Below are 19,524 nucleotides of genomic sequence, written 5' to 3' on the forward strand. Positions count from 1 at the left end.
AAGCGAGGGAGATCACCTTGGAATTCGATCCGCGTATCCTGATGTTCGTCGTCTTCGGCGCGGGGCTGACGCTTGCCGTCACGCTCGAACGTTGGCTGGCCCGCTACTGGCTGTCGCTGCCGATCCTCTATGTGGCCGTCGGTTTTGCCGTTTGGTCGCTGCCGCTGGGCCTGCCGCACTTTAATCCGACCGTCGACGGCTTCGATGCCATCACGCTCGAATATGCCACCGAATTCATCGTCATCGCCTCGTTGATGGCTGCGGGGATTGCGATCGATCGCCCCGTTAGCTGGGCCAATTGGCGGCAGATCTGGCCACTGCTGCTGATCGCCATGCCGCTGACCATCGCCGCAGTCGCGCTGCTCGGCTGGTGGGCTCTGGGTCTCGCACCGGCCAGCGCCATCCTGCTGGGTGCCGCATTGGCTCCGACCGATCCGGTCCTTGCGCGCAGCGTCCAGGTTGGCCCGCCCGGGGAAGATCAGCGACACGATGTGCGCTTCAGCCTGACGGTCGAGGCCGGGCTCAACGACGGCTTCGCCTTTCCCTTCACCTATCTCGCGATCGCCGCGGTCGGGATGACCGCTCTGGGTGACTGGACACTGGAATGGGCGGCGCTGGACCTCGTCTGGCGGATCGTCGCCGGCTGCGCCGTCGGCTATGCGGTCGGCCGCATCGGCGCGTGGTATGTCTTCGAACGCGAAGCCGACGCGCCGATAGAGGACATCGATGAGGCCAGCGACGAGGCGGACAATCCCAGCTATTCGACCAGCGAAGGCCTGATCGTGCTGGGTACGCTGTTGCTCGCGTACGGACTTGCCGAATTGGCCGAGGGCTATGGATTCCTGGCGGTGTTCGTCGGGGCAGTGACCGCGCGGCAACGCGAAAACCGCAGCCGCTATCACAAGATCAGCCACCATTTCATCGACCAGATCGAGCAGATCGTACTGGTGGCGGTCCTGTTCGGCTTCGGCGCGATGCTTGCCAGCGGCGTGCTCTCGGCACTCACTTGGCCCGCAGCGCTGGTGGGACTGGCGCTGATCTTCGTCATCCGGCCGATTTCCGGCTTGCTGGCGGAGGCCAATTGCGACCTGCCGATGATCGGCAAGCTCGCCGTTGCCTTCCTGGGCGTGCGCGGGATGGGTTCGATCTATTACCTTGCCTATGGCCAGAACAACGCCAATTTCGCGCAGATCGACCTGCTATGGGCGACCGTGAGTTTCGCGATCCTGGTTTCCATCATCGTGCACGGCGTGGTTTCGGGCCCGCTCATCCGCCATGTCGAAGATCGCCGCGCTCATGTCCACGCCGGGCAGGATACCAGCATGGCCGCGCTATCGCCCGATGCCCCGAGGCGGCGCTCGAAGGCGGACTGAAACGCCGCGGAACGGCGCCCCAAACGACAAGGGGCGGCGAACCGCAGTCCGCCGCCCCTCAAGCGATCCGTATGAACGGACTTACTTCTTGGGCGCGGCTTTCTTGGCAGCAGGCTTCTTGGCTGCCGGCTTCTTCGCCGTAGCCTTGTCGTCGGCCTGCTTGTCATCGGCCTTCTTGGCGGCAGGCTTCTTCGCTGCGGCTTTCTTGGCCGGCGCCTTCTTGGCTGCGGGCTTGTCGTCCGCATCCTTATCGGCCGCCTTCTTGGCAGGAGCCTTTTTCTTGGCTGCCGCCTTCTTCTTCGGCTTTTCCTCGGTGCTTTCTTCCGCCTCGATCGCGGCTTCGAGCTCTTCACGCGTCACTTCGCGGTCGGTAATCTCGGCCTTGTCGAACAGGAAGTCGACGACCTTGTCCTCATACAGGGGCGCGCGCAGCTGGGCGGCCGCCATGGGTTCGGACTGGACATACTGGACGAACCGCTCGCGGTCCTCGGCACGATACTGCTGGGCCGCCTGCTGGATGAGCATGTTCATCTCGTTGGCATTGACCTCGACACCGTTCTTCTGGCCGATTTCGGACAGCAGCAGGCCCAGGCGGACGCGGCGTTCGGCGATCTTGCGATAATCGTCCTTCTCGTCGTCCATTTCCTTGAGCATGGCTTCGGCATCGTCCGACTGCGCGGCTTCCTGCTGCAGCTGGCCCCAGATCTGTTCGAACTCGGCATCGACCATGCCCTGCGGCACGGCGAAGTCGTGACCGGCTGCCAGCGTGTCGAGAAGCTGGCGCTTCATCTGCGTGCGGGTCAGGCCCGCGGTTTCCTGCTCGAGCTGGCCGCGCAGCAGTTCCTTGAGCTTGTCGAGGTTCTCGAGGCCGAGATTCTTGGCGAACTCGTCGTCGATCGCGGTGTCGGTGGGGACCTTTACCTGCTGGACCGTGACGTCGAATTCCGCGTCCTTGCCCTTCAGGTTTTCAGCCGGATAATCTTCGGGGAAGGTCACGGTGATGGTCTTTTCATCGCCGGTCTTCACGCCCGTCAGCTGTTCTTCGAAGCCGGGAATGAACTGGCCCGAACCGATGACCAGCGGCGTATTCTCCGCCTTGCCGCCTTCGAATTCGACGCCGTCGACGCGGCCGACGAAATCGATGATCAGCTGGTCGCCGTCGCCAGCCTTCTTGGTCTTGGCGGCGTCCTTGTAGCTCTTGTTGTTCGACGCGATGCGCTCGACCGCTTCGTCGACCTGTTCGTCGGTCACCGGAACGGTCAGGCGTTCGAGCTTGAGGCCCTCCACTTCGGGCGCTTCGATTTCGGGCAGGATCTCGACGTCGACGTTCAGCGTCGCGTCCTTGCCTTCTTCATAGCCTTCGTCGAGCTCGACCTTGGGCTGCATCGCAGGACGCAGCTTGTTCTCTGCCATGACCTTGTCGACCGATTCGCGGATCAAGTCGTTGACCGTCTGCGCGTGGACCTGCTCGCCGTGCATCTTGCGCACGAGGTTGGCGGGCACCTTGCCGGGGCGGAAGCCGGGCATTTTCACCTGCGGAGCGATCTTCTTCACTTCGCCGGTAACGCGCTCGTCGATTTCCTTGGCGGGAATCGTGATGGTGTAGGCGCGCTTGAGGCCCTCGTTGGCGGTCTCTTTGATCTGCATGGGTTGAAACTCGTAACTTTCCAAAAGCGATAGGTGCAGGGGGTATCACGACGGCGGCGGCACTGGTGCGGGCGAAGGGACTCGAACCCCCACATCTTTCGATACTGGTACCTAAAACCAGCGCGTCTACCAGTTCCGCCACGCCCGCTAACCCGAACGAAGCTGCGCGAGGCGCTAGTCCTTCGCGTATAGGCGCGTGCCTCTAGTCGGATGCGACCAATTGCGCAAGCGTGGCGACCGATGAAGGAACGCTGCGGGGTGTTGGCCCGTTCAACAGGCATGTGTGACTACGACACCCCGAAGAAACCCGAAGACACTCCGCCCGTGATCAATCCCGGTACCAAACAGGAAAATTCGCACGATTCCGGCCAGGACGACAGCGAGGAAGCACCATCAGGCAACCGGCCGGCCGGCAGCCCGCCCGGTGCTGCAGAACAAGCACTGGCGCCGGCACAGGAGGGTGGCCGCGACGGAGCGGGCGAGGCCGCGCTCGATCACCCCTCCCGCGATTGAGGAACATTACCATGGCGACCCAACCCGATCCCAATCCCGATACGATCAATCCCGGCTCTCCCGACGAAATGCCACCGGCAAGTCCGCCGAACGAGGCGCCGATGGAAGAACCGCCGGGCTTCGAACCGCCGCAGCCCGACATCGACACCCCCGATCGCGGCCCGCTGGAAACGCCGCCTCCTCCCGATTGATCTTGCCCGTGGCCGATTGATCTTGCCCGCGGGCGCGCCGCGCAGTATCGGCGCGCGCCATGAGCGAAGAAACCACCAGCCAGACCCCGCCCGACCATCTTTCGGTCAACCCCAAGAGCGAGCACTTCCAGGTGGTTGTGCTCAAGCGCGGAGTGGGTATCCGTTTCAAGGGCAAGCAGCGCACCGATATCGAGGAATATTCGATCTCGGGCGGCTGGGTGCGGGTTCAGGCGGGCAAGACCGTCGATCGCAAGGGCAATCCGCTGACCATCAAGCTGAATGGCCCGGTCGAAGCCTGGTACGAAGATCTCGGCGAGGATGCGCCGGTCGCCAAGGCCGACTGATCAGTCGGAAAAACTGGCGAAGGCGCTGAGAAAGCGCTTCGAGGTCTGTTTGCGCGCCGGCGCCATGGCAAGCTGCTGGCGCGCCTGCGGCCGGCCCTCTCCATAGATGAAGCCTGCGACCGGCCATGCGGTCGTGCCGACTTCCCCGAGCGGGGCGTACCACACGCGCACTGCGCTCCAGTCGTTGGCCGGCGATACGTCAATCGCCAGCACGTCCTTTTCGACCTGCCCCCGGCGCCCGTTGATCGGCGACCAGTTGGCATGATCGAGCAAGACCCGCCGCGTGTCGAGAACGCGGCTCACCGTTGCCACATGACCCAATTGCATGCTGCGATGCGGACGGAAGGCCATGACGGCCCCCGGACGCGGCGCCGTACCGGTGGCATAGCGCCCCTGCGCCTGCTCCCACCAGGTATGGGCATCGCCGTAGATCTGGATCCCCGACACTTCTCGTGCGTAGGGTACGCACTGGAGATAAGCATCCAGTTCGGCATTCCGATTATCGAACGCACCGAAATCGTCCGCCGCGGCGGGCGTGGCACAGGCAAGCAGGGCGAAAGCGGCAAGTTTTTTCCTCATGCCGGCAGAGGTATGCCGCTTATCCTTGCCGACATCCTTCGCGTTAAGGTTAACCGATATTAACCCTCGCCTGCGCCGGAGCTTGCAAAGCGGAGCGCAAAGCGCCACTTCCCGCGCCATCATGGTGCCCAATTCCTCGAAGCCCACGGTGATCATCATCGGGCGGCCCAACGTCGGCAAATCGACATTGTTCAACCGGTTGGTCGGCAAGCGCCTTGCGCTGGTCGACGACCAGCCCGGAGTCACGCGCGACCGCCGCTTCGGAGACGCGGAGATCGCGGGGCTCGAATTCCAGGTGGTCGATACCGCCGGTTGGGAAGACGAAGACCCGGCCAGCCTGCCCGGGCGGATGCGCATGCAGACAGAAGTCAGCCTCGAGGGCGCCGATGCGGCGATGTTCGTGTTCGACGCACGCGTCGGGCTGACTCCGCTCGATGAGGAAATTGCCCGCTGGCTGCGCGGACAGGCCGTGCCCGTGGTCCTGGTCGCCAACAAGGCCGAAGGCAAACAGGGCGATGCCGGGATCTACGAGAGCTTTTCACTCGGTTTCGGCGAACCGGCCGGAATCAGCGCCGAACATGGCGAAGGGATCGGCGACCTGTTCGAACGCCTCTGGCCGATCATAGGCGAGAAGGCAGAAGCTGCGGCCGAAACCCTCGAACTGAGCGAGGAAGATGAAGAGGCGCTGCTCGCCGGACCGCTGAAACTGGCCATTGTCGGCCGGCCAAACGCCGGCAAGTCGACGCTGATCAACCGCATGCTGGGCGAGGACCGGCTGCTGACCGGTCCCGAAGCCGGGATTACACGCGATTCGATCGCGGTCGATTGGGAATGGCGCGACCCGCGCAGCGGGGAAGAGCGGGAAATCCGGCTGATCGACACGGCCGGAATGCGCAAGAAGGCGCAGGTCGTCGACAAGCTCGAACGGCTTTCCGTGGCCGATGCGCGCCGCGCGGTCGATTTTGCCGAAGTCGTGGTGCTCCTGCTGGACGCCACCCGCGGGCTCGAATCGCAGGATCTCAAGATTGCCAGCATGGTGCTCGAGGAAGGGCGCGCGCTGATGATCGCAATCAACAAGTGGGATGTCGCCGAAGGTGCCAGCGCGCTGTTCAACGGTATCCGCGAAGCGCTCAACGAGGGTCTCGCCCAGGTTCGCGGAGTGCCGCTGTTCGCAGTAAGCGCGAAAACCGGCAAGGGTATCGACCAGATGCTGGGGGCGGCGTTCGACCTGCGCGAAGCATGGAGCCGCCGCGTGCCCACCGCCGCGCTCAACCGCTGGTTCGACGATGCGCTCGAAGCCAATCCGCCGCCCGCCCCCAAGGGCAAGCGGATCAAGCTGCGCTATATCACCCAGGCCAGCATCCGTCCGCCGCGTTTCGTGGTGTTCGGCACCCGGCTCGACATGCTGCCCAAGAGCTATGAACGTTATCTGGTGAACGGCATTCGCGACAAGCTGGGGTTCGATGCAGTGCCGGTGCGCGTGGTGCTCAAGAGCCCCAAGAACCCCTTCCAAAAGGAGTAACACCGGTGACGCTCGATCTCCTGGCAGGCATCGGCGCCTTCGACCTCATCGAGCGGACCAGTTCGACCCTGCGCGTGCAGCAGGTCGTCCAGCTCAGCCTCGCGCCGGCCTTCCTGCTTGCGGGGATCGGCGCGGTCATGAATGTCATGACCAACCGGCTGATCTGGGTTGCCAACAAGATCGAGCGTATCCTCAACGCGGGGGAAGATGGCGACGTCAAAGCCATGCGGGCCGAGTTGCCCGCGCTCGAAATGCGGCGCATCTACGCGCAGCGCGCGGTCATGTTCAGCACCGCGTCGGCGCTTGCCATCAGTGTCGTGATCGTACTGCTGTTCATCAGCGCATTTGTCAGGACCGCACTGGGCACTCTGGTCGCGACGACATGGGTGATCTGCATGGGCCTGCTGGTCGCAGGGCTCGGTTCGTTTCTGATGGAAACCCGCACCGCGGCGAAGCGCAACCGCGAACGCATGCGCGAACGCCGGAACGCCGCATCGGACTGAAGCCGATCATGCTCGCTTAGCATCGCAGAGCCGCCCGCAGGCGGCCCCGCAACGCGATCAGCCGCCCTCGCTTTCGCCTGCCGGCTTGCTGTTGAGCTGGACATAGTTTTCCAGCCCCATGCGCGCGATCATGTCGAACTGGGTTTCGAGGAAGTCGACATGCTCTTCCTCGCTCGCCAGGATGTCTTCGAAGATCTGCCCGGTGGCGAAGTCGCGAACGCTCTGGCAATATTCCGCGGCTTCCTTGAGCAGAGGGATCGCCTCCATCTCCATCGCCAGGTCGGCCTTGAGGATTTCCTCGACCGTCTCGCCCACCTTCAGCTTGTGGATCGCCTGGAAGTTGGGAAGTCCGTTCAGAAACAGGATGCGCTCGGCGAGGATGTCGGCGTGCTTCATCTCGTCGATCGATTCGTGCCGCTCGTATTCGGCCAGACGGCTGACGCCCCAGTCGGCGAGCACCCGGTAATGGAGCCAGTACTGGTTGATTGCGGTCAATTCGTTGGTGAGCGCCTTGTTAAGGAACTCGATGACCTTCGGATCGCCTTTCATGGCGCTGCCTCCTTGCCTGCTGAACGGCGCTTCCTATGCGCCCCGGGCGGGGCTTATGGCAAGGGTAGAAAGGGATAAAATCGGCGGAATTCCGCCAGTTGCAAGCGATTTGCGTTAGCCGGCGATCACGCCGCGGCGGCCACGCATCCCATCTCGCGTTCTTCCTGGAGGATCTCGTCAGCCTCCTCGAGGCAGGTGCCGCAGCAAGCCGGCTTGCCAAGCGCGGCATAGCAGATTTCGGCATCGCCCGAGACATGGCGCGCTGCGCGCCGCAGGTCGCTTTCCCGGATTGCGTTACAGATGCAGACGTACACTCGAACACTCCTGCGATTGACTCGCAGGAGCACTTCTAGTGAGAGTCGTTCTCAGTAGCAACCCCTCTCATCGCCGCCGCAGGGGAAACAGCCGCCAATAGGTCAGGCACCGCCAGAGCCATTCGAGCGGACCGAAGCGGAACCGGTCGAGCCAGGGCTTCGACCAGGCGAGCATGACGAGCCAGCTCGCCGCCATGACGAGGTACAGCTCGGTACGCCCCAGAGCGCCGAACAATCCGCCACCCCAACCGTGGAAGACAAACAGCATCAGCACCGATGTGCCGAGGTAATTGGTGAAAGCGGCCCGCCCCGCAGCGGAAACCCGCTTCGCCAGCCAGCCCGAGGCACGCGCACCGACCACCGCCAGGACCGCTGCCAGCCCGAGCACCACGGGCAGGCGGGGCAGTGCCGACAGGCTCATGAATGCAGCCAGCGTGCTCCAATAGGAAAATCCCGCATCCCTCACCCACAGCGCCACCAGCAGGGTAACCCCGCTGCCGATAACAATACCCGCACTGCCCCAGCGCAGCATCCTGCCGATATTCAAAGCGCCGCTGAACAGGCCGAACCGGTACAGCGCCATGCCGATCAGCATCAGCGGCAGCGTTTCGAACCCGAACACGAAGATATTGAACGGCAGGTCGCCCTTATGGTCGGTCACGTTGTGCGCGACGAAATCGCCATAGGAACCCTCGGAGATGATGCGGTATTCGACCATTTCGTGATCGAGTGCACGGCCCTTGTCGGCTGCCAGTTGCTCGCGCATTTCGGCATAGGCCGGCTGCTCGCCGAATTCGGTCTCGGCGATCACATAGGGCGACAGCATGAAGCTGCCGACCAGCACCACGCCTGCGGCATAGCCGAGCAGCCCGACGACCAGCTGCGTTTTGGCCGCCCAGCGGATCGCGGCGAGGGAGACAAGACCGAACAGTGCATAGAAAGTGAGGATATCTCCGCGCCAGATAAGGAAGAAATGCCCGAGGCCGAACAGCAGCAGCCAGCCCAGCCGGCGCGCCTGCAACGCCCGCCCTTCTCCGCGCGACCAAGCCTTTTCCATGAACAGATACAGGCCGGCGCCGAACAGCAGCGTGAACAGGCCGCGCATCTTGCCGTCGATCACCACGAATTGCGCGATCCACATCCATTCCTCGGCCTCGTTGTGCGGCACGAGGAAGGCGTCGGGATACATATAGGCGGCGAAAGGCTGGCCGAAGGCGATGATATTGGCGGCGAGAATTCCCATCACCGCGATGCCGCGAATGAAGTCGAGGCTGGCGATCCGGTTTCCCGCCATCGCGCGCGGCACCGCCTGGTCGGGTGCAGCGTCGCTGCGAGTGTCGGTCGGATCCATGCATTCCCCCTTGGCCGCCCTTAATATGGGCCGTGGGGGCGAGCGTCTATCGCGGTGCGGTGGCCGGGGAAAGCGCGATCACGGAATGGCTAGCGCGTGACGAGGCATTCCTGCCCGCTGCGCTTGAGCGAGGCGCAGGCTGCGGCGGCTTCGCCGCGCGTGGCATATCCGGCCGCCAGCAGGCGCGTGAGATTGCCCGATTTGAGCAGTATCTGCTCGCGCCCGGCGATCTCCGACCGGCCCGCGAGCTGGCCCCACAAGCGCTGCGCATTGCCGGGTACGCCGAAGGCGCCAAGCTGGACTTTCCACGGGCCCGTTGCGGCCGGCGCGACGCGCGTCGCGCTTGTCCGGGTGGGCGTGGAAGAAGGTACGGCGGCAGGGGCGCTCGATACTGCGGGCGGCACCGTCGGACTGGCAGCCACCGCCACCACTTCGCGGGATAGCGCCTCGTCCTCTTGCCGCGCGACCACGGTGGGCGCCGGTGCAGCAGGGAGTGAGTAATCCGCGCCTGCAGTCTGCGGAGCGGGCGCTTCAGCAGTCGCCGGCGGCAGGACTACCGGACGCGTCGCCGCGGTCTGGGGAGCGCTGGCCGTGACCACGGGTCCGCTGGGCGCATCGGTTGCCAGTCCGAGGTCTGCCGCAGCAAGCTGGCGCGAACGCGCCGCCTCGGCTTCGGCCTTGAGCGAGGCGGCCAGTGGCTGCGCTGCCTGACGGTCTTCGATCGAGATATACTGGTCCATCTGGGCCAGGGCGCCGCGCGCCTGCGGCAGGCCCGAGGAATTCGCCAGCGTCAGCAGCGCATAGGCGCGGCGCCAGTCCTTCTTGACCAGATCGCCGTTGAAATGGGCGATTCCCAGTAAGTACTGGGCGCGGGGATCGCCGCGCATCGACGCGGCGGAGATATAGGGCAAGGCTTCCTCGCGGGCGCCGCGCTGGAACAGCAGCAGGCCATAATTGTCGGCCGCCTTCACATGGCCCTGCGCCGCAGCCTTGGCATAGAGCGCTTCGGCCTGTTCGACATCGGTTTCGACCCCGCGGCCAAGCCGGTAGGCCTGCCCCATATTGAATTGCGCGTCGGGATCACCCTGTGCGGCGGGCCCGGCCCACTCGCGCACGGCCCCGGCAAAGTCTCCTGCGGTCCAGGCATCGACCCCGGCCTTGACGTCGGCATGGGCAGGCACCGCGGCCAGGCCCGCCAGCGTCAGCATTCCGGCCATCCAAGCTGCTTTTGCCGAATGTCGCATCCTATCCCTTTCGCATTGCGGGGCCCGCGAAACGCGCCCGATTGGCGACATCCTATAGTAAATCGACCGTTAGCAAAGTGTTGCCAGGGATTTTGCGGCCTTGGGCCCATGTCAAACCGCCATCCGGTTAACCCAAAATTAGGGGTAGTCTGCGATCTCCATGACAAGATCGCTGCGGACGATTGCAGCACGAGTGAGTAGATTACAGGCGCAACCCAGGGGGACCAAGTCTTGCGTGTACTGGCATTGGCATCGCAGAAGGGCGGATCGGGCAAGACCACCCTCTCGGGACATATGGCCGTTCAGGCGCAGCGCGCCGGTGCGGGTCCTGTCGTCCTGATCGACATCGATCCGCAAGGATCGCTTGCCGATTGGTGGAACGAGCGCGCCGACGAATATCCCGCCTTCGCCCAGACCACCGTTGCACGGCTGGCCACCGATCTGGCGATCCTGCGACAGCAGGGGTTCAAGCTGGCGGTAATCGATACCCCGCCCGCGATCACCATGGCGATCCAGTCGGTGATCTCGGTCGCGGAACTGATTGTCGTCCCGACTCGCCCCAGCCCGCATGACCTGCGCGCCGTGGGCGCCACCGTCGACCTGTGCGAACGTGCGGGCAAGCCGCTGGTCTTCGTCGTCAACGCGGCGACCCCGAAAGCCAAGATCACGTCGGAAGCCGCCGTTGCGCTATCGCAGCACGGCACTGTGGCCCCGATCACGCTGCACCACCGCACCGACTTTGCCGCCTCGATGATCGACGGCCGCACGGTCATGGAAGTGGACCCCGAAAGCCGGTCCGCTGCCGAAGTCACCGCGCTGTGGAAATACATCGCCGACCGGCTGGAAAAGAACTTCCGGCGCACGGTCTTCGCCGCGCCCAATTCGCAGTCCGCGATGTCCGGCGTTCATCGTCCCGCCGGCGGCTTCGGCCGCCGTGTGGCCCAGTAGTAGCGGAAGGCGGGCTGCCGAATGTCTGACGCCAACTTCGCCTCTCTCTCGTCCACCCTGCTTGCACGCAAGGGTGGGGCGAAACCGGCCATGCGTCCGCAATCGGGCATCGTCGGACCGGTCGATGGCAAGGAAGCCGCGGCCAATCTCGAGGATCTCGGCTGGAACGACATGGGCGACAGCGCCAGTGATGAAACCGATGCGCGGCCCCGGCCGCGGCTGGAGCCGGTGCCGGAGAACGTCGTGCCGCTATCGCCTCAAGCGGCGAAGGAAACCGATGCACCCAACCAGGTGCGCGCTTCGCTGAACAAGATCCAGGCGCAGCTCGACGAACCCGCTCCGCGCAAGCCGATCGTACGGCGCCCTGCCACAGCGCAGGGCAAGCGGGCCGCATTCACGCTGCGGCTCGACCAGGAACGCCATCTCATGCTGCGCCTTGCCTGTACCGTTCGCGGACGCAGCGCACAGCAACTGGTGACCGACGCGCTCGACGCGTTGCTCGCCGAAATGCCCGAAATCGCAAGCCTCGCTGCCCAGGTGCAGCGCAGCGAAAAATGAACTCGAACGACGCGGAATCGCCTTCAAAGGGGGGAAGAATGAGCATCGAGACGAAAGCCAGGAACAAGCGGTTCGTCCAGCTCGCCGTCACCACGGCGCTGGCGACCACTGCGCTTACGGCGTGTACGGGCAAGACTGCCCCCAGCCATTCCTATTCGGCCGCGCATGCCGAACAGGCGCTGACCAAGGGGAACGCTTCGAAAGCCGTGCGCCATGCCGAAGCCGCCGTACTGGCCAGCCCGCGCGACGCCTATACGCGCACGCTGCTCGCCAACGCCTATCTGACCGATGGGCGTTTCGCGTCAGCCGCGACGACCTTTGCCGAAGCGATCGAACTGGGTGATACCGCCCCGCGAACAGTGATCAGCCATGCCCTCGCGCAGGTAGCGATAGGCGACCAGATGGGCGCGCTGGGCACACTCAGTCGTTTCGAAGACAAGCTCGATGCAGCCGATTACGGGCTCGCCATGGCGCTGGCCGGCCGGCCCGACCACGGCGTCAATGTCCTCGGCAACGCGCTGCGCGGCGGGCAGAACACGCCCAAGGTGCGGCAGAACCTCGCCTATGCCTATGCCATGCAGGGCAACTGGCGCGCCGCTCGCCTCATGGCCGCGGAAGATGTCCCCGCGGGCGAGGTCGGCGACCGCATGGCCGAATGGGCGGCCCTGGCGCGCCCCGAAGCCTTCACCGGACGCGTCGCCACCGTTCTGGGGGTCCAGCCGCAAGCCGATCCCGGCCAGCCGCAGATGCTGGCCCTGTCCAATCATCCCAGTGTCGATATGCTTGCAGCGAGCGGCGAAGCCGAACCGGTCGCAGCACCGCGCGGCGACTTTGCTTTCGCCGAAGAACTGCCGCCGGTCGAAGCCGCGCCCGCGGTAGACGATGGCGCCGATGTCGCATTGGCCGACGCCGGGCTTGCCCCGGCAGGCGGCATCCGCTTTGTCGGTCGCGAAGTGGTGCAGGATACGCCGATCCAGGCTGCTAGGCCGGCTGCTCCGCGCAACGCCCGCGCAGCCGCTCCGGCGAGCGCCGCTCCGCGCAGCAGCAGCAGCAGCGGCGATTACAATGTCCAGCTCGGCTCGTTCTTCTCGATGTCGGATGCCAATGAGGCGTGGAAGCAGTTCCAGAAACGCTATCCCGAACTTGCCAGTTCCGAGCGCGTGATCACCAAGGCCCGCGTCAACGGCAAGATCTATTACCGCGTCGCGGCCGCCGGCTTCGCCAAGACCTCGGCCGATTCGATGTGCCGGACGGTCAAGAGCCGCGGCGATGGCTGCATTGCCTACGCTGCCAGCCGCAAGCTTCCGGGAGCAATCGCCGTGGTCGATGCGGGCGTTCGGGTCGCTTCCCGCTAATCCATCAGTTTACCAAACCACCGAGAGGCCCCGTCCGGACAAGATCCGGGCGGGGTTTTCGCTGGCCTAGTGCCTGATCGGCACGCCGCCCTTGTAGAGATGCAGCACCCGCCCCTGCGTCGGCTGGCCGTCGAACGGCGTATTGCCCGCAGTGGCTTCCATCTTCGCGCTCTGGATGATCCACGGCCTGTCCGGATCGATGATGGCGACATCGGCTTCGAGCCCGGGAGCAATCGCGCCCGCCGGGACGCCCAGGATTTCAGCGGGCTTCGTCGCGACCAGTTCGAACGCGCGCCCGATATCGATGACCTCGTCGCGCACCAGCGACAGGGTCATCGCGAGCAGCGTTTCCGCCCCCGCCATGCCCGGTTCCGCATCGGAGAAGGGGAGCCGCTTGTCTTCGGGCCCGCGTGGATCGTGGCCGCTCGCGATCACGTCCACCGTACCGTCGCCGATCGCCTCGCGGACCGCCTGGCGGTCGTCTTCGCTGCGTAGCGGCGGCGACAGGCGGGCAAAGGTGCGAAAATCGACCGTGGCCAGATCGGACAGCATGAAATGGGCCGGGGTCACCCCGCAGGTCACCGACACGCCGCGCGCCTTGGCCCGGCGCACAATCTCGAGCCCGGCGCGGGTGGTCACCTGACGGAAGTGGATCCGCGCGCCGGCCATTTCCGCCAGTGCGATATCGCGGGTCAGCGCGATGGATTCGGCTTCGGCAGGGGCGCTGGGCAAGCCGCGGCGGGTGGCCACTTCGCCTGCCGTGGCGACAGCGTTGCCGGCCAGCGCGGCGTCCTCGGGATGCGCGACCACCAACAGGTCGAGCATGGCGGCATATTGCAGCAATCGCAGCATGGTGCCCGAATTCGCGATCCACTGTCGGCCGGTTGCCACGCCGCGCGCCCCGGCTTCGCGCATCAGGCCCAGTTCGGCGATTTCGGCCCCCGCCAGATCGCGCGTGGCGGCGGCGAGCGGGTGGACCCAGAAATCGGGCTTGCCGCTCTTCGCAATATAGGAAACACGGCTCGGCAGATCGAGGCGCGGTGATTGATCGGGCATCAACGCAGCGCGGGTAATCCCGCCGAAATGGAAGGCCGGCTTGTCGATCGCGAAGACGCCGAGATCGACCAGCCCGGGAGCGACCAGTGCGCCCCCCGCATCGATCACTTCGTCACCGTCCTGCGCGGCCGTGCCGACGCCGTCGATGCAACCGTCGACCAGCCGGAGCGCGCCGCCCTGCACGCCAGCGGGCGTGACCAGCCGGCCACCTTCTATCGTCAGCGGTCGTTGCTGCTTCATGCCGCGTCTCCCCACCCGGGGACACCGCGTGAACGGCGTGTCAGCACGTCGAGCGCAGCCATGCGGATCGCAACTCCCATTTCCACCTGCCGGGTGATGATCGAGCGGTCGATCATGTCGGCCACCTCGCTGTCGATCTCCACCCCGCGGTTCATCGGCCCCGGATGCATGACCAGCGCGTCTCGCGATGCCTGCCTGAGCCGGGTCTTCGTTAACCCGTAGAGATGGTGGTATTCGCGCGCGGAAGGAATGAACTGGCCGCTCATCCTTTCGTTCTGGAGGCGCAGCATCATGACCACATCGGCACCGTCCAGCGCCGCTTCGAAATCGTGATAGACCTCCGCGCCCATCGCTTCGATGCCGGCGGGCATGAGCGCCGGCGGGGCGCATAGCCGCACGGTGGCCCCCAGCGCCTGCAGGCACAGCAGGTTGGAGCGCGCGACCCGGCTGTGCAGGATGTCGCCGCAGATCACGATCTTCAGTCCGGTGAAATCGTCCGCCGCCTCGCCCCTGTCGCGCAGCGCATGGCGCAGCGCCAGCGCATCGAGCAACGCCTGGGTCGGATGCTCGTGCTGCCCGTCGCCCGCATTGAGCACGGGGCAGCCGACCTTGTCGGCGATCAGCTGGGTTGCCCCGCTCGAACCGTGGCGGATGACGATCGCGTCGGCGCGCATCGCGTTGAGGGTGATCGCGGTATCGATCAGCGTCTCGCCCTTTTTCACCGACGACTGGGCGGCATGCATGTTGACGACATCCGCCCCCAGCCGCTTGCCCGCGATCTCGAAGCTCAGCAGCGTGCGCGTGGAATTCTCGAAGAAGGCGTTGATCACCGTCAGCCCGGCCAGCCGGTTCTCGCGCTTGGTCGCCTGCCGGTTGAGCGCAACCCACTGCTCCGCCTCGTCGAGCAGGAACAGGATCTCGTGCCGTTCGAGCTGGCCGATCCCGATCAGGTCGCGATGCGGGAAAGCGAGCGCGCCCGCGGGATAGCGGGCGGCGTGAGGCGAGGTTTCCGTCGATGTCATTGAGACCACGCCCTTAGTCGAGCTGCGTGGGGCGCTCAAGCGCTTTCCAGTGGCATTGGCCGCAGCGCTGCCCTAGTTCGATTTCCAACAGGAGATTTGACGCATGCAGTTTGCTGGTAAGGTCTGGCGGCTTTTGGTTGGCATCAAGGACGGGCTGGTGCTCGTCTTCATGCTGCTGTTCTTTACCGCCCTGTTTGCCGTGCTGACTGCGCGCCCCAGCCCGGCCGCCGTGCGCGATGGCGCCTTGCTGCTCGATCTGAGCGGCGTCGTCGTCGAGGAGCGGACCGAGATCGACCCGATCGCCGCCCTGCTTTCTGGCACCGCGCCGGTCGGCGAATACCAGGCCCGCGACGTGATCCACGCGCTTGACGAAGCTGCCGGAGACGAACGGATTTCGGCCGTGGTGCTCGATCTCGACCGTTTCCTCGGCGGCGGACAGGTGCATATGCAGGCGATCGGCGAAGCGCTCGACCGGGTGCGCGCCGCGGAAAAGCCCGTGCTGGCCTATGCCACCGCCTATACCGACGACGGGATGCTGCTCGCCGCGCATGCCAGCGAGGTTTGGGTCAACCCGCTGGGCGGCGCAGTGATTGCCGGGCCCGGGGGCGAGCGGCTCTATTACGCGGGCCTGCTCGACAAGCTCAAGGTGAACGCACGCGTCTACAAGGTCGGCGAATACAAGAGCGCGGTCGAACCCTACAGCCGGGCCGGCATGTCCGACCCCGCGCGCGAGAATGCCCGAGCGCTGTATGAGACGCTGTGGGAAGAATACCGCGCCAATCTCAAGAAGGCCCGCCCCGCCGCCGATGTCGCGCGGATCACCGACCAGCCGGTCGCGTGGATCGAAGCGGCGGGCGGCGATCTGGCTACCGCCGCCTTGCAGGCGGGGCTTGTCGACAAACTTGGCACTCGCGCCGATTTCGAACAACGTGTGGTCGAACTCGTCGGCGAAGACGACTGGGCGGAGGGTCCCAACGCCTACCCCCACACCGAACTCAACGCCTGGCTCGAGGACAATCCGCTGCCCGATGCCGGGCGGCCCATCGGGGTGATCACGGTGGCGGGCGAAATCGTCGATGGCGATGCAGGACCCGGCACCGCGGGCGGCGACCGGATCGCCGGGCTGCTCGACGACGCGCTCGAGCAAGAGCTTGCCGGGCTGGTCGTGCGGGTCGATTCGCCGGGGGGTCGGTGCTCGCCAGCGAGCTGATCCGCGATGCGATCCTGCGGCACAAGGCGCGCGACATTCCCATCGCGGTGTCGATGGCCAATGTGGCAGCCAGCGGCGGTTACTGGGTGTCCACGCCCGCCGATCGCATTTTCGCCGAACCCGAGACCATTACCGGTTCGATCGGCATTTTCGCAGTGATCCCGACGTTCGAGGAAACCGCGGCGATGGCGGGTGTCACCAGCGACGGCGTGCGCACCACGCCGCTGTCGGGTCAGCCCGATCTGATCGCCGGGTTCACTCCCGAAACCGATGCTATCCTGCAGGCCTTCATCGAAGACGGATACGAGGATTTCCTCGACCGCGTGGGCGAGGCGCGCAGCCTGACGCGCGAACAGGCCGATGCGGTCGGCCAGGGCCGGGTATGGGATGGCGGTACCGCCCGGCAGCTACGGCTGGTCGACGAATATGGCGGTATCGAGGAAGCGCTGGCATGGACCGCCGAACGCGCCGAACTCGGCAGCGACTGGCACGTGCTCTATCTGGGCGAAGCGCCGTCGACCTACGACACGCTGCTGCGGCAATGGCTGATCGGCGACGGGGAAGAGGCCGGCTCGGGCGGCGATGTGATTGCCCGCATGACGCAGAGCCGGTCGGCGTTTGTCGCCCGCATCGCGGCGGATGCGGATCGCTTGCTGGGAACGCGGGGCGTCCAGGCCTATTGCCTTGCTTGCCCCGCCCCGCAGCCCGCTGCAACGCAGGACCGGGCCGCCACCGGCTGGCTCGCGCGGATTGTGCAGCTGGTGTTCGGCTAGAGCGCTTGCCACGCGGCGATTCGCACAGTAAAGGCGCGCCCCTGCCCTTCCGCTGCGAACGCCGCGGACAGCACCGGGCGGGCGCGTAGCTCAGTGGTAGAGCACACCCTTCACACGGGTGGGGTCGCAAGTTCAATCCTTGCCGCGCCCACCATTTCCGCCAGACGCTCTCGGATCGATCCCCGCCGCAAATCCGGCTCAGCCGTGCTGGCCCAGCGCTTCGCGTAGCGGTGCGAGCCATGGATCGTAGGGCTTCCAGGCGTCCTGCCCGCTGCGGTTGATGGGTCGGCGGACCTGTTCGCTGCTTGCCGTGCGCACTGCCCGGCGGGTCTTGTGGAACTCGAGACACTGCTCCTCGAACGGCAGGCCGAGGTAATCGAGCATCCGCCGGGTCTGGCCTTCGAGGTCATCAAGCACGTCTTCGTGCTGCACCCGCAGTACCTTTCTCGGCAGCACCGTGTCCCAGTGATCCATCAGGTCGACATAATCGGCGTAATAGCGTCCCACCTCGGCGAGGCCGTAGGTGAACTCCTGCCCCTCGGCGAAGAGTTGCTTGAAGCCCGAGAAACAGCAGTCGAGCGGCGCGCGGCGCGCGTCGATGATCTTGGCATTGGGGAGGATCAGATGGATCAGGCCGATGTGGCGGAAATTGTTCGGCATCTTGTCGATGAAGAACGGCGCGTTCTGCCGGTGCACCCGCGTATCCTCGATGAACTTCGCGCCAAAGGCAGCGAGCTGGTCGCTGCCGAGCTCGTGCAGGATTTCGGGATAGCGTGACTGGCCCGCCTTGCGCCCGCGCAGGCGGTGCGCCAGCGCGAGGATATTGGGCAGTTCCAGCGTACCGTCCACCTGGCTGTGACTGGCGAGGATCTGTTCGAGCAAGGTCGATCCCGCGCGTGGGAGACCCACGATGAAGATCGGATCGGGCGCATCGTGCCCACTGCCGGCATGCTTGGCGAAGAGATCGGCGGTGCACAGCTCGCGCTGCTTCGCCAGCTCCGCTGTCATGGCGTCGGCGCTGTACCGGGTCTGCGCCCGTTTCAGCGTATTGCCGCGTTCATAATGCGCGAAACTGTCGGCGTAGTCGGCACGATCTTCCAGCGCCTTGCCCAGCGCGAAAGACAGGTGGACGCGGTCCATGAAGGCAAGGTCGGGCCGCCCGGCCTGTTCGCGCATGCGCACGATTTCATCGTCGGTGAAGCGATAGGTCTTGAGGTTCGCCAGTGCGTACCACGCATCGCCATGGTCGGGCTTGGCAGCAATGGCGGCCTGATAGCTGGCCACCGCGTTTTCCTGCGCCCCGGTGGTCTTGAGCGCGTGGCCCTTGCTGGTGAGCGTCGCCGGATCGCCGGGTAGCTTGGCAAGAATGGCGTCGAACAATTCGAAGGCCCGGTCGTAGTCGCTCGTCTGCATGCTCTCGATCGCCAGATGCGACTGGAACAGCGGGTTTTCGGGATCGCGCGCATGAAGGGCTTCGGCCTCGGTCCGCGCCTGAGCAAATTTCTGGCGGCGCCGCAGCGCGTCGATATAGTCGAGCCGGACCTGGATGTTGTCGGGCTCGAAAGCCTTGGCGCTGTCGAGCAGGAATTCGGCGTCATCGAGAATGCCCAGCTTGATGCCGATCTGGGCCAGCAATCGCATGCCTTCGACATTGCGCGGGTTGGCGCGCAGGAAATGGCGGCAGATCTCTTCCGCGCGCAGCAGTCGGCCCTCGTGAAGATGGTGCATCACCGCGACCAGTTCGCGCGGCAGGCGGGCAACACGCTCGGCCTGTGCGCGCGCCGCCTCGGCGGCGGTTGGCCGACCGGCCGCCTGTTCCAGCTCGGCCAGCGCACGCCAGCTGGCTTCGAGCGCGGGATTGAACCGTTTGGCACGGCCGAAGGCCGCAATTGCAGCGGCCCTGTCGCCCTGCGCACGGGCGAGATGCCCTGCCTCCTGCCATGCGCGCCCGTATTCGGGCATCGCCGCGTGCAACGCCGCAAGGTGCCGTTCGGCCTCGACGAAGCGCTTGAGATAGCGCGCGGCGACGGCGGCCATGTAGAGCGCTTCGCTGTCGCCCGGATCCTCGTCCACCAGCGCGGCAGCGAGCGCCATTCCTTTCTCGAAGTAGCCTGCCTGCAGCGCCTTCTGCGCCTGCGCCAATCTGTCGTCGCGTGTCGTCATTGCCTGCGACCCTTACAAAGAGAAACGGCGGAGGCGAACCCGTGTTCGCCCCCGCCGTCCTGTTTCCCG

General features: G+C 65.4%; 20 protein-coding genes and 2 tRNA genes. 12 read left to right on the plus strand and 10 right to left on the minus strand.

The window, feature by feature from the left end; translation table 11 throughout:
- Positions 1–17 precede the first annotated feature (17 nt).
- Positions 18–1,373, plus strand: a complete 1,356-nt coding sequence (locus WKH79_RS07870; protein WP_341858523.1) for a cation:proton antiporter — start codon at positions 18–20, stop codon at positions 1,371–1,373.
- A gap of 81 nt (positions 1,374–1,454) precedes the next feature.
- On the opposite strand, the gene tig is transcribed toward WKH79_RS07870, so the two are convergent.
- Complete coding sequence (tig, locus tag WKH79_RS07875; protein WP_341858524.1) at positions 1,455–3,020, minus strand: trigger factor; 1,566 nt, start codon at positions 3,018–3,020, stop codon at positions 1,455–1,457.
- 63 nt (positions 3,021–3,083) lie between these two features.
- Positions 3,084–3,168: transfer RNA gene (locus WKH79_RS07880), tRNA-Leu, on the minus strand.
- Positions 3,169–3,260: 92 nt separating this feature from the next.
- On the opposite strand from WKH79_RS07880, the gene WKH79_RS07885 reads away from it, so the two are divergent.
- Genes WKH79_RS07885 through WKH79_RS07895 form a run of 3 tightly spaced genes read left to right on the plus strand, consistent with a single transcriptional unit; the run spans position 3,261 to position 4,068 of the window.
- Positions 3,261–3,533, plus strand: a complete 273-nt coding sequence (locus WKH79_RS07885; RefSeq protein ID WP_341858525.1) for a hypothetical protein — start codon at positions 3,261–3,263, stop codon at positions 3,531–3,533.
- An 11-nt stretch (positions 3,534–3,544) separates the two neighbouring features.
- Positions 3,545–3,724, plus strand: coding sequence for a hypothetical protein (locus WKH79_RS07890; protein WP_050600843.1), 180 nt, complete (start codon positions 3,545–3,547; stop codon positions 3,722–3,724).
- 59 nt (positions 3,725–3,783) lie between these two features.
- Positions 3,784–4,068 (plus strand): DUF3297 family protein, encoded by a 285-nt coding sequence (locus WKH79_RS07895; protein ID WP_341858526.1) that lies wholly within the window; start codon positions 3,784–3,786, stop codon positions 4,066–4,068.
- Here WKH79_RS07895 and WKH79_RS07900 read toward each other — a convergent pair whose 3' ends face one another.
- A complete protein-coding gene (locus WKH79_RS07900) occupies positions 4,069–4,647 on the minus strand; it encodes a CHAP domain-containing protein (protein ID WP_341860104.1) in 579 nt (192 codons plus the stop codon).
- 124 nt (positions 4,648–4,771) lie between these two features.
- On the opposite strand from WKH79_RS07900, the gene der reads away from it, so the two are divergent.
- Both der and WKH79_RS07910 read left to right on the plus strand, forming a co-directional pair.
- Positions 4,772–6,169 carry a ribosome biogenesis GTPase Der gene (der, locus tag WKH79_RS07905; protein WP_233997719.1) on the plus strand — a complete coding sequence of 466 codons (1,398 nt, stop codon included), beginning with the start codon at positions 4,772–4,774 and terminating at the stop codon, positions 6,167–6,169.
- Between the two features lie 5 nt (positions 6,170–6,174).
- The gene (locus WKH79_RS07910) at positions 6,175–6,672 is read left to right on the plus strand and encodes a DUF2721 domain-containing protein (protein ID WP_050600846.1); all 498 of its coding nucleotides are present in this window, start codon (positions 6,175–6,177) and stop codon (positions 6,670–6,672) included.
- A gap of 57 nt (positions 6,673–6,729) precedes the next feature.
- Here the strand turns inward: WKH79_RS07910 and bfr are convergent, their stop codons facing one another.
- The 4 genes from bfr to WKH79_RS07930 all read right to left on the minus strand — a co-directional run bounded on the left by bfr (position 6,730) and on the right by WKH79_RS07930 (position 10,103).
- Complete coding sequence (gene bfr, locus WKH79_RS07915) at positions 6,730–7,221, minus strand: bacterioferritin (RefSeq protein WP_341858527.1); 492 nt, start codon at positions 7,219–7,221, stop codon at positions 6,730–6,732.
- 125 nt (positions 7,222–7,346) lie between these two features.
- Positions 7,347–7,535, minus strand: a complete 189-nt coding sequence (locus WKH79_RS07920) for a (2Fe-2S)-binding protein (RefSeq protein ID WP_341858528.1) — start codon at positions 7,533–7,535, stop codon at positions 7,347–7,349.
- 67 nt (positions 7,536–7,602) lie between these two features.
- Positions 7,603–8,886, minus strand: coding sequence for a DUF418 domain-containing protein (locus tag WKH79_RS07925; protein ID WP_341858529.1), 1,284 nt, complete (start codon positions 8,884–8,886; stop codon positions 7,603–7,605).
- Between the two features lie 89 nt (positions 8,887–8,975).
- Complete coding sequence (locus WKH79_RS07930; RefSeq protein ID WP_341858530.1) at positions 8,976–10,103, minus strand: SPOR domain-containing protein; 1,128 nt, start codon at positions 10,101–10,103, stop codon at positions 8,976–8,978.
- A 258-nt stretch (positions 10,104–10,361) separates the two neighbouring features.
- On the opposite strand from WKH79_RS07930, the gene WKH79_RS07935 reads away from it, so the two are divergent.
- The 3 genes from WKH79_RS07935 to WKH79_RS07945 are packed head-to-tail and all read left to right on the plus strand — an operon-like array spanning position 10,362 to position 12,991.
- The gene (locus tag WKH79_RS07935; protein ID WP_050600850.1) at positions 10,362–11,078 is read left to right on the plus strand and encodes a ParA family protein; all 717 of its coding nucleotides are present in this window, start codon (positions 10,362–10,364) and stop codon (positions 11,076–11,078) included.
- 21 nt (positions 11,079–11,099) lie between these two features.
- Positions 11,100–11,636, plus strand: coding sequence for a hypothetical protein (locus WKH79_RS07940; protein ID WP_341858531.1), 537 nt, complete (start codon positions 11,100–11,102; stop codon positions 11,634–11,636).
- A gap of 38 nt (positions 11,637–11,674) precedes the next feature.
- Entirely contained in the window at positions 11,675–12,991 is a 1,317-nt protein-coding gene (locus tag WKH79_RS07945) for an SPOR domain-containing protein (protein WP_341858532.1), read from the plus strand.
- Positions 12,992–13,057: 66 nt separating this feature from the next.
- On the opposite strand, the gene WKH79_RS07950 is transcribed toward WKH79_RS07945, so the two are convergent.
- Complete coding sequence (locus WKH79_RS07950; RefSeq protein WP_341858533.1) at positions 13,058–14,287, minus strand: dihydroorotase; 1,230 nt, start codon at positions 14,285–14,287, stop codon at positions 13,058–13,060.
- On the minus strand, positions 14,284–15,309 hold the full coding sequence (locus tag WKH79_RS07955) for an aspartate carbamoyltransferase catalytic subunit (RefSeq protein WP_341858534.1): 1,026 nt from the start codon (positions 15,307–15,309) through the stop codon (positions 14,284–14,286). Before WKH79_RS07955 ends, WKH79_RS07950 begins: the two co-directional genes overlap by 4 nt.
- 103 nt (positions 15,310–15,412) lie before the next feature.
- Between WKH79_RS07955 and WKH79_RS07960 the strand changes: the two genes are divergently transcribed.
- From WKH79_RS07960 to WKH79_RS07970, 3 genes are all read left to right on the plus strand, one after another.
- Positions 15,413–16,519, plus strand: coding sequence for a S49 family peptidase (locus tag WKH79_RS07960; RefSeq protein WP_341858535.1), 1,107 nt, complete (start codon positions 15,413–15,415; stop codon positions 16,517–16,519).
- A complete protein-coding gene (locus WKH79_RS07965) occupies positions 16,501–17,292 on the plus strand; it encodes a S49 family peptidase (RefSeq protein WP_341858536.1) in 792 nt (263 codons plus the stop codon). The genes WKH79_RS07960 and WKH79_RS07965 overlap by 19 nt, the downstream gene beginning before the upstream one ends.
- A 79-nt stretch (positions 17,293–17,371) precedes the next feature.
- Positions 17,372–17,446: transfer RNA gene (locus WKH79_RS07970), tRNA-Val, on the plus strand.
- 44 nt (positions 17,447–17,490) lie between these two features.
- Here WKH79_RS07970 and WKH79_RS07975 read toward each other — a convergent pair.
- Positions 17,491–19,455 carry a sulfotransferase gene (locus WKH79_RS07975; RefSeq protein WP_341858537.1) on the minus strand — a complete coding sequence of 655 codons (1,965 nt, stop codon included), beginning with the start codon at positions 19,453–19,455 and terminating at the stop codon, positions 17,491–17,493.
- Positions 19,456–19,524: the final 69 nt, after the last annotated feature.

It is taken from the genome of Qipengyuania sp. GPGPB31, assembly GCF_038396345.1.
Lineage (GTDB): Bacteria > Pseudomonadota > Alphaproteobacteria > Sphingomonadales > Sphingomonadaceae > Qipengyuania > Qipengyuania citrea.

What these genes read in the sequence shown, in the direction of transcription:
- WKH79_RS07940 (WP_341858531.1), top strand. Translation starts at nt 11,100, where the DNA reads ATGTCTGACGCCAACTTCGCCTCTCTCTCGTCCACCCTGCTTGCACGC.
- WKH79_RS07895 (WP_341858526.1), top strand. Translation starts at nt 3,784, where the DNA reads ATGAGCGAAGAAACCACCAGCCAGACCCCGCCCGACCATCTTTCGGTC.
- WKH79_RS07960 (WP_341858535.1), top strand. Translation starts at nt 15,413, where the DNA reads ATGCAGTTTGCTGGTAAGGTCTGGCGGCTTTTGGTTGGCATCAAGGAC.
- bfr (WP_341858527.1), bottom strand. Translation starts at nt 7,221, where the DNA reads ATGAAAGGCGATCCGAAGGTCATCGAGTTCCTTAACAAGGCGCTCACC.
- WKH79_RS07925 (WP_341858529.1), bottom strand. Translation starts at nt 8,886, where the DNA reads ATGGATCCGACCGACACTCGCAGCGACGCTGCACCCGACCAGGCGGTG.
- WKH79_RS07930 (WP_341858530.1), bottom strand. Translation starts at nt 10,103, where the DNA reads ATGGCCGGAATGCTGACGCTGGCGGGCCTGGCCGCGGTGCCTGCCCAT.
- WKH79_RS07950 (WP_341858533.1), bottom strand. Translation starts at nt 14,287, where the DNA reads ATGAAGCAGCAACGACCGCTGACGATAGAAGGTGGCCGGCTGGTCACG.
- WKH79_RS07885 (WP_341858525.1), top strand. Translation starts at nt 3,261, where the DNA reads ATGAAGGAACGCTGCGGGGTGTTGGCCCGTTCAACAGGCATGTGTGAC.
- WKH79_RS07900 (WP_341860104.1), bottom strand. Translation starts at nt 4,647, where the DNA reads ATGAGGAAAAAACTTGCCGCTTTCGCCCTGCTTGCCTGTGCCACGCCC.
- WKH79_RS07890 (WP_050600843.1), top strand. Translation starts at nt 3,545, where the DNA reads ATGGCGACCCAACCCGATCCCAATCCCGATACGATCAATCCCGGCTCT.
- tig (WP_341858524.1), bottom strand. Translation starts at nt 3,020, where the DNA reads ATGCAGATCAAAGAGACCGCCAACGAGGGCCTCAAGCGCGCCTACACC.
- WKH79_RS07955 (WP_341858534.1), bottom strand. Translation starts at nt 15,309, where the DNA reads ATGACATCGACGGAAACCTCGCCTCACGCCGCCCGCTATCCCGCGGGC.
- WKH79_RS07945 (WP_341858532.1), top strand. Translation starts at nt 11,675, where the DNA reads ATGAGCATCGAGACGAAAGCCAGGAACAAGCGGTTCGTCCAGCTCGCC.
- WKH79_RS07975 (WP_341858537.1), bottom strand. Translation starts at nt 19,455, where the DNA reads ATGACGACACGCGACGACAGATTGGCGCAGGCGCAGAAGGCGCTGCAG.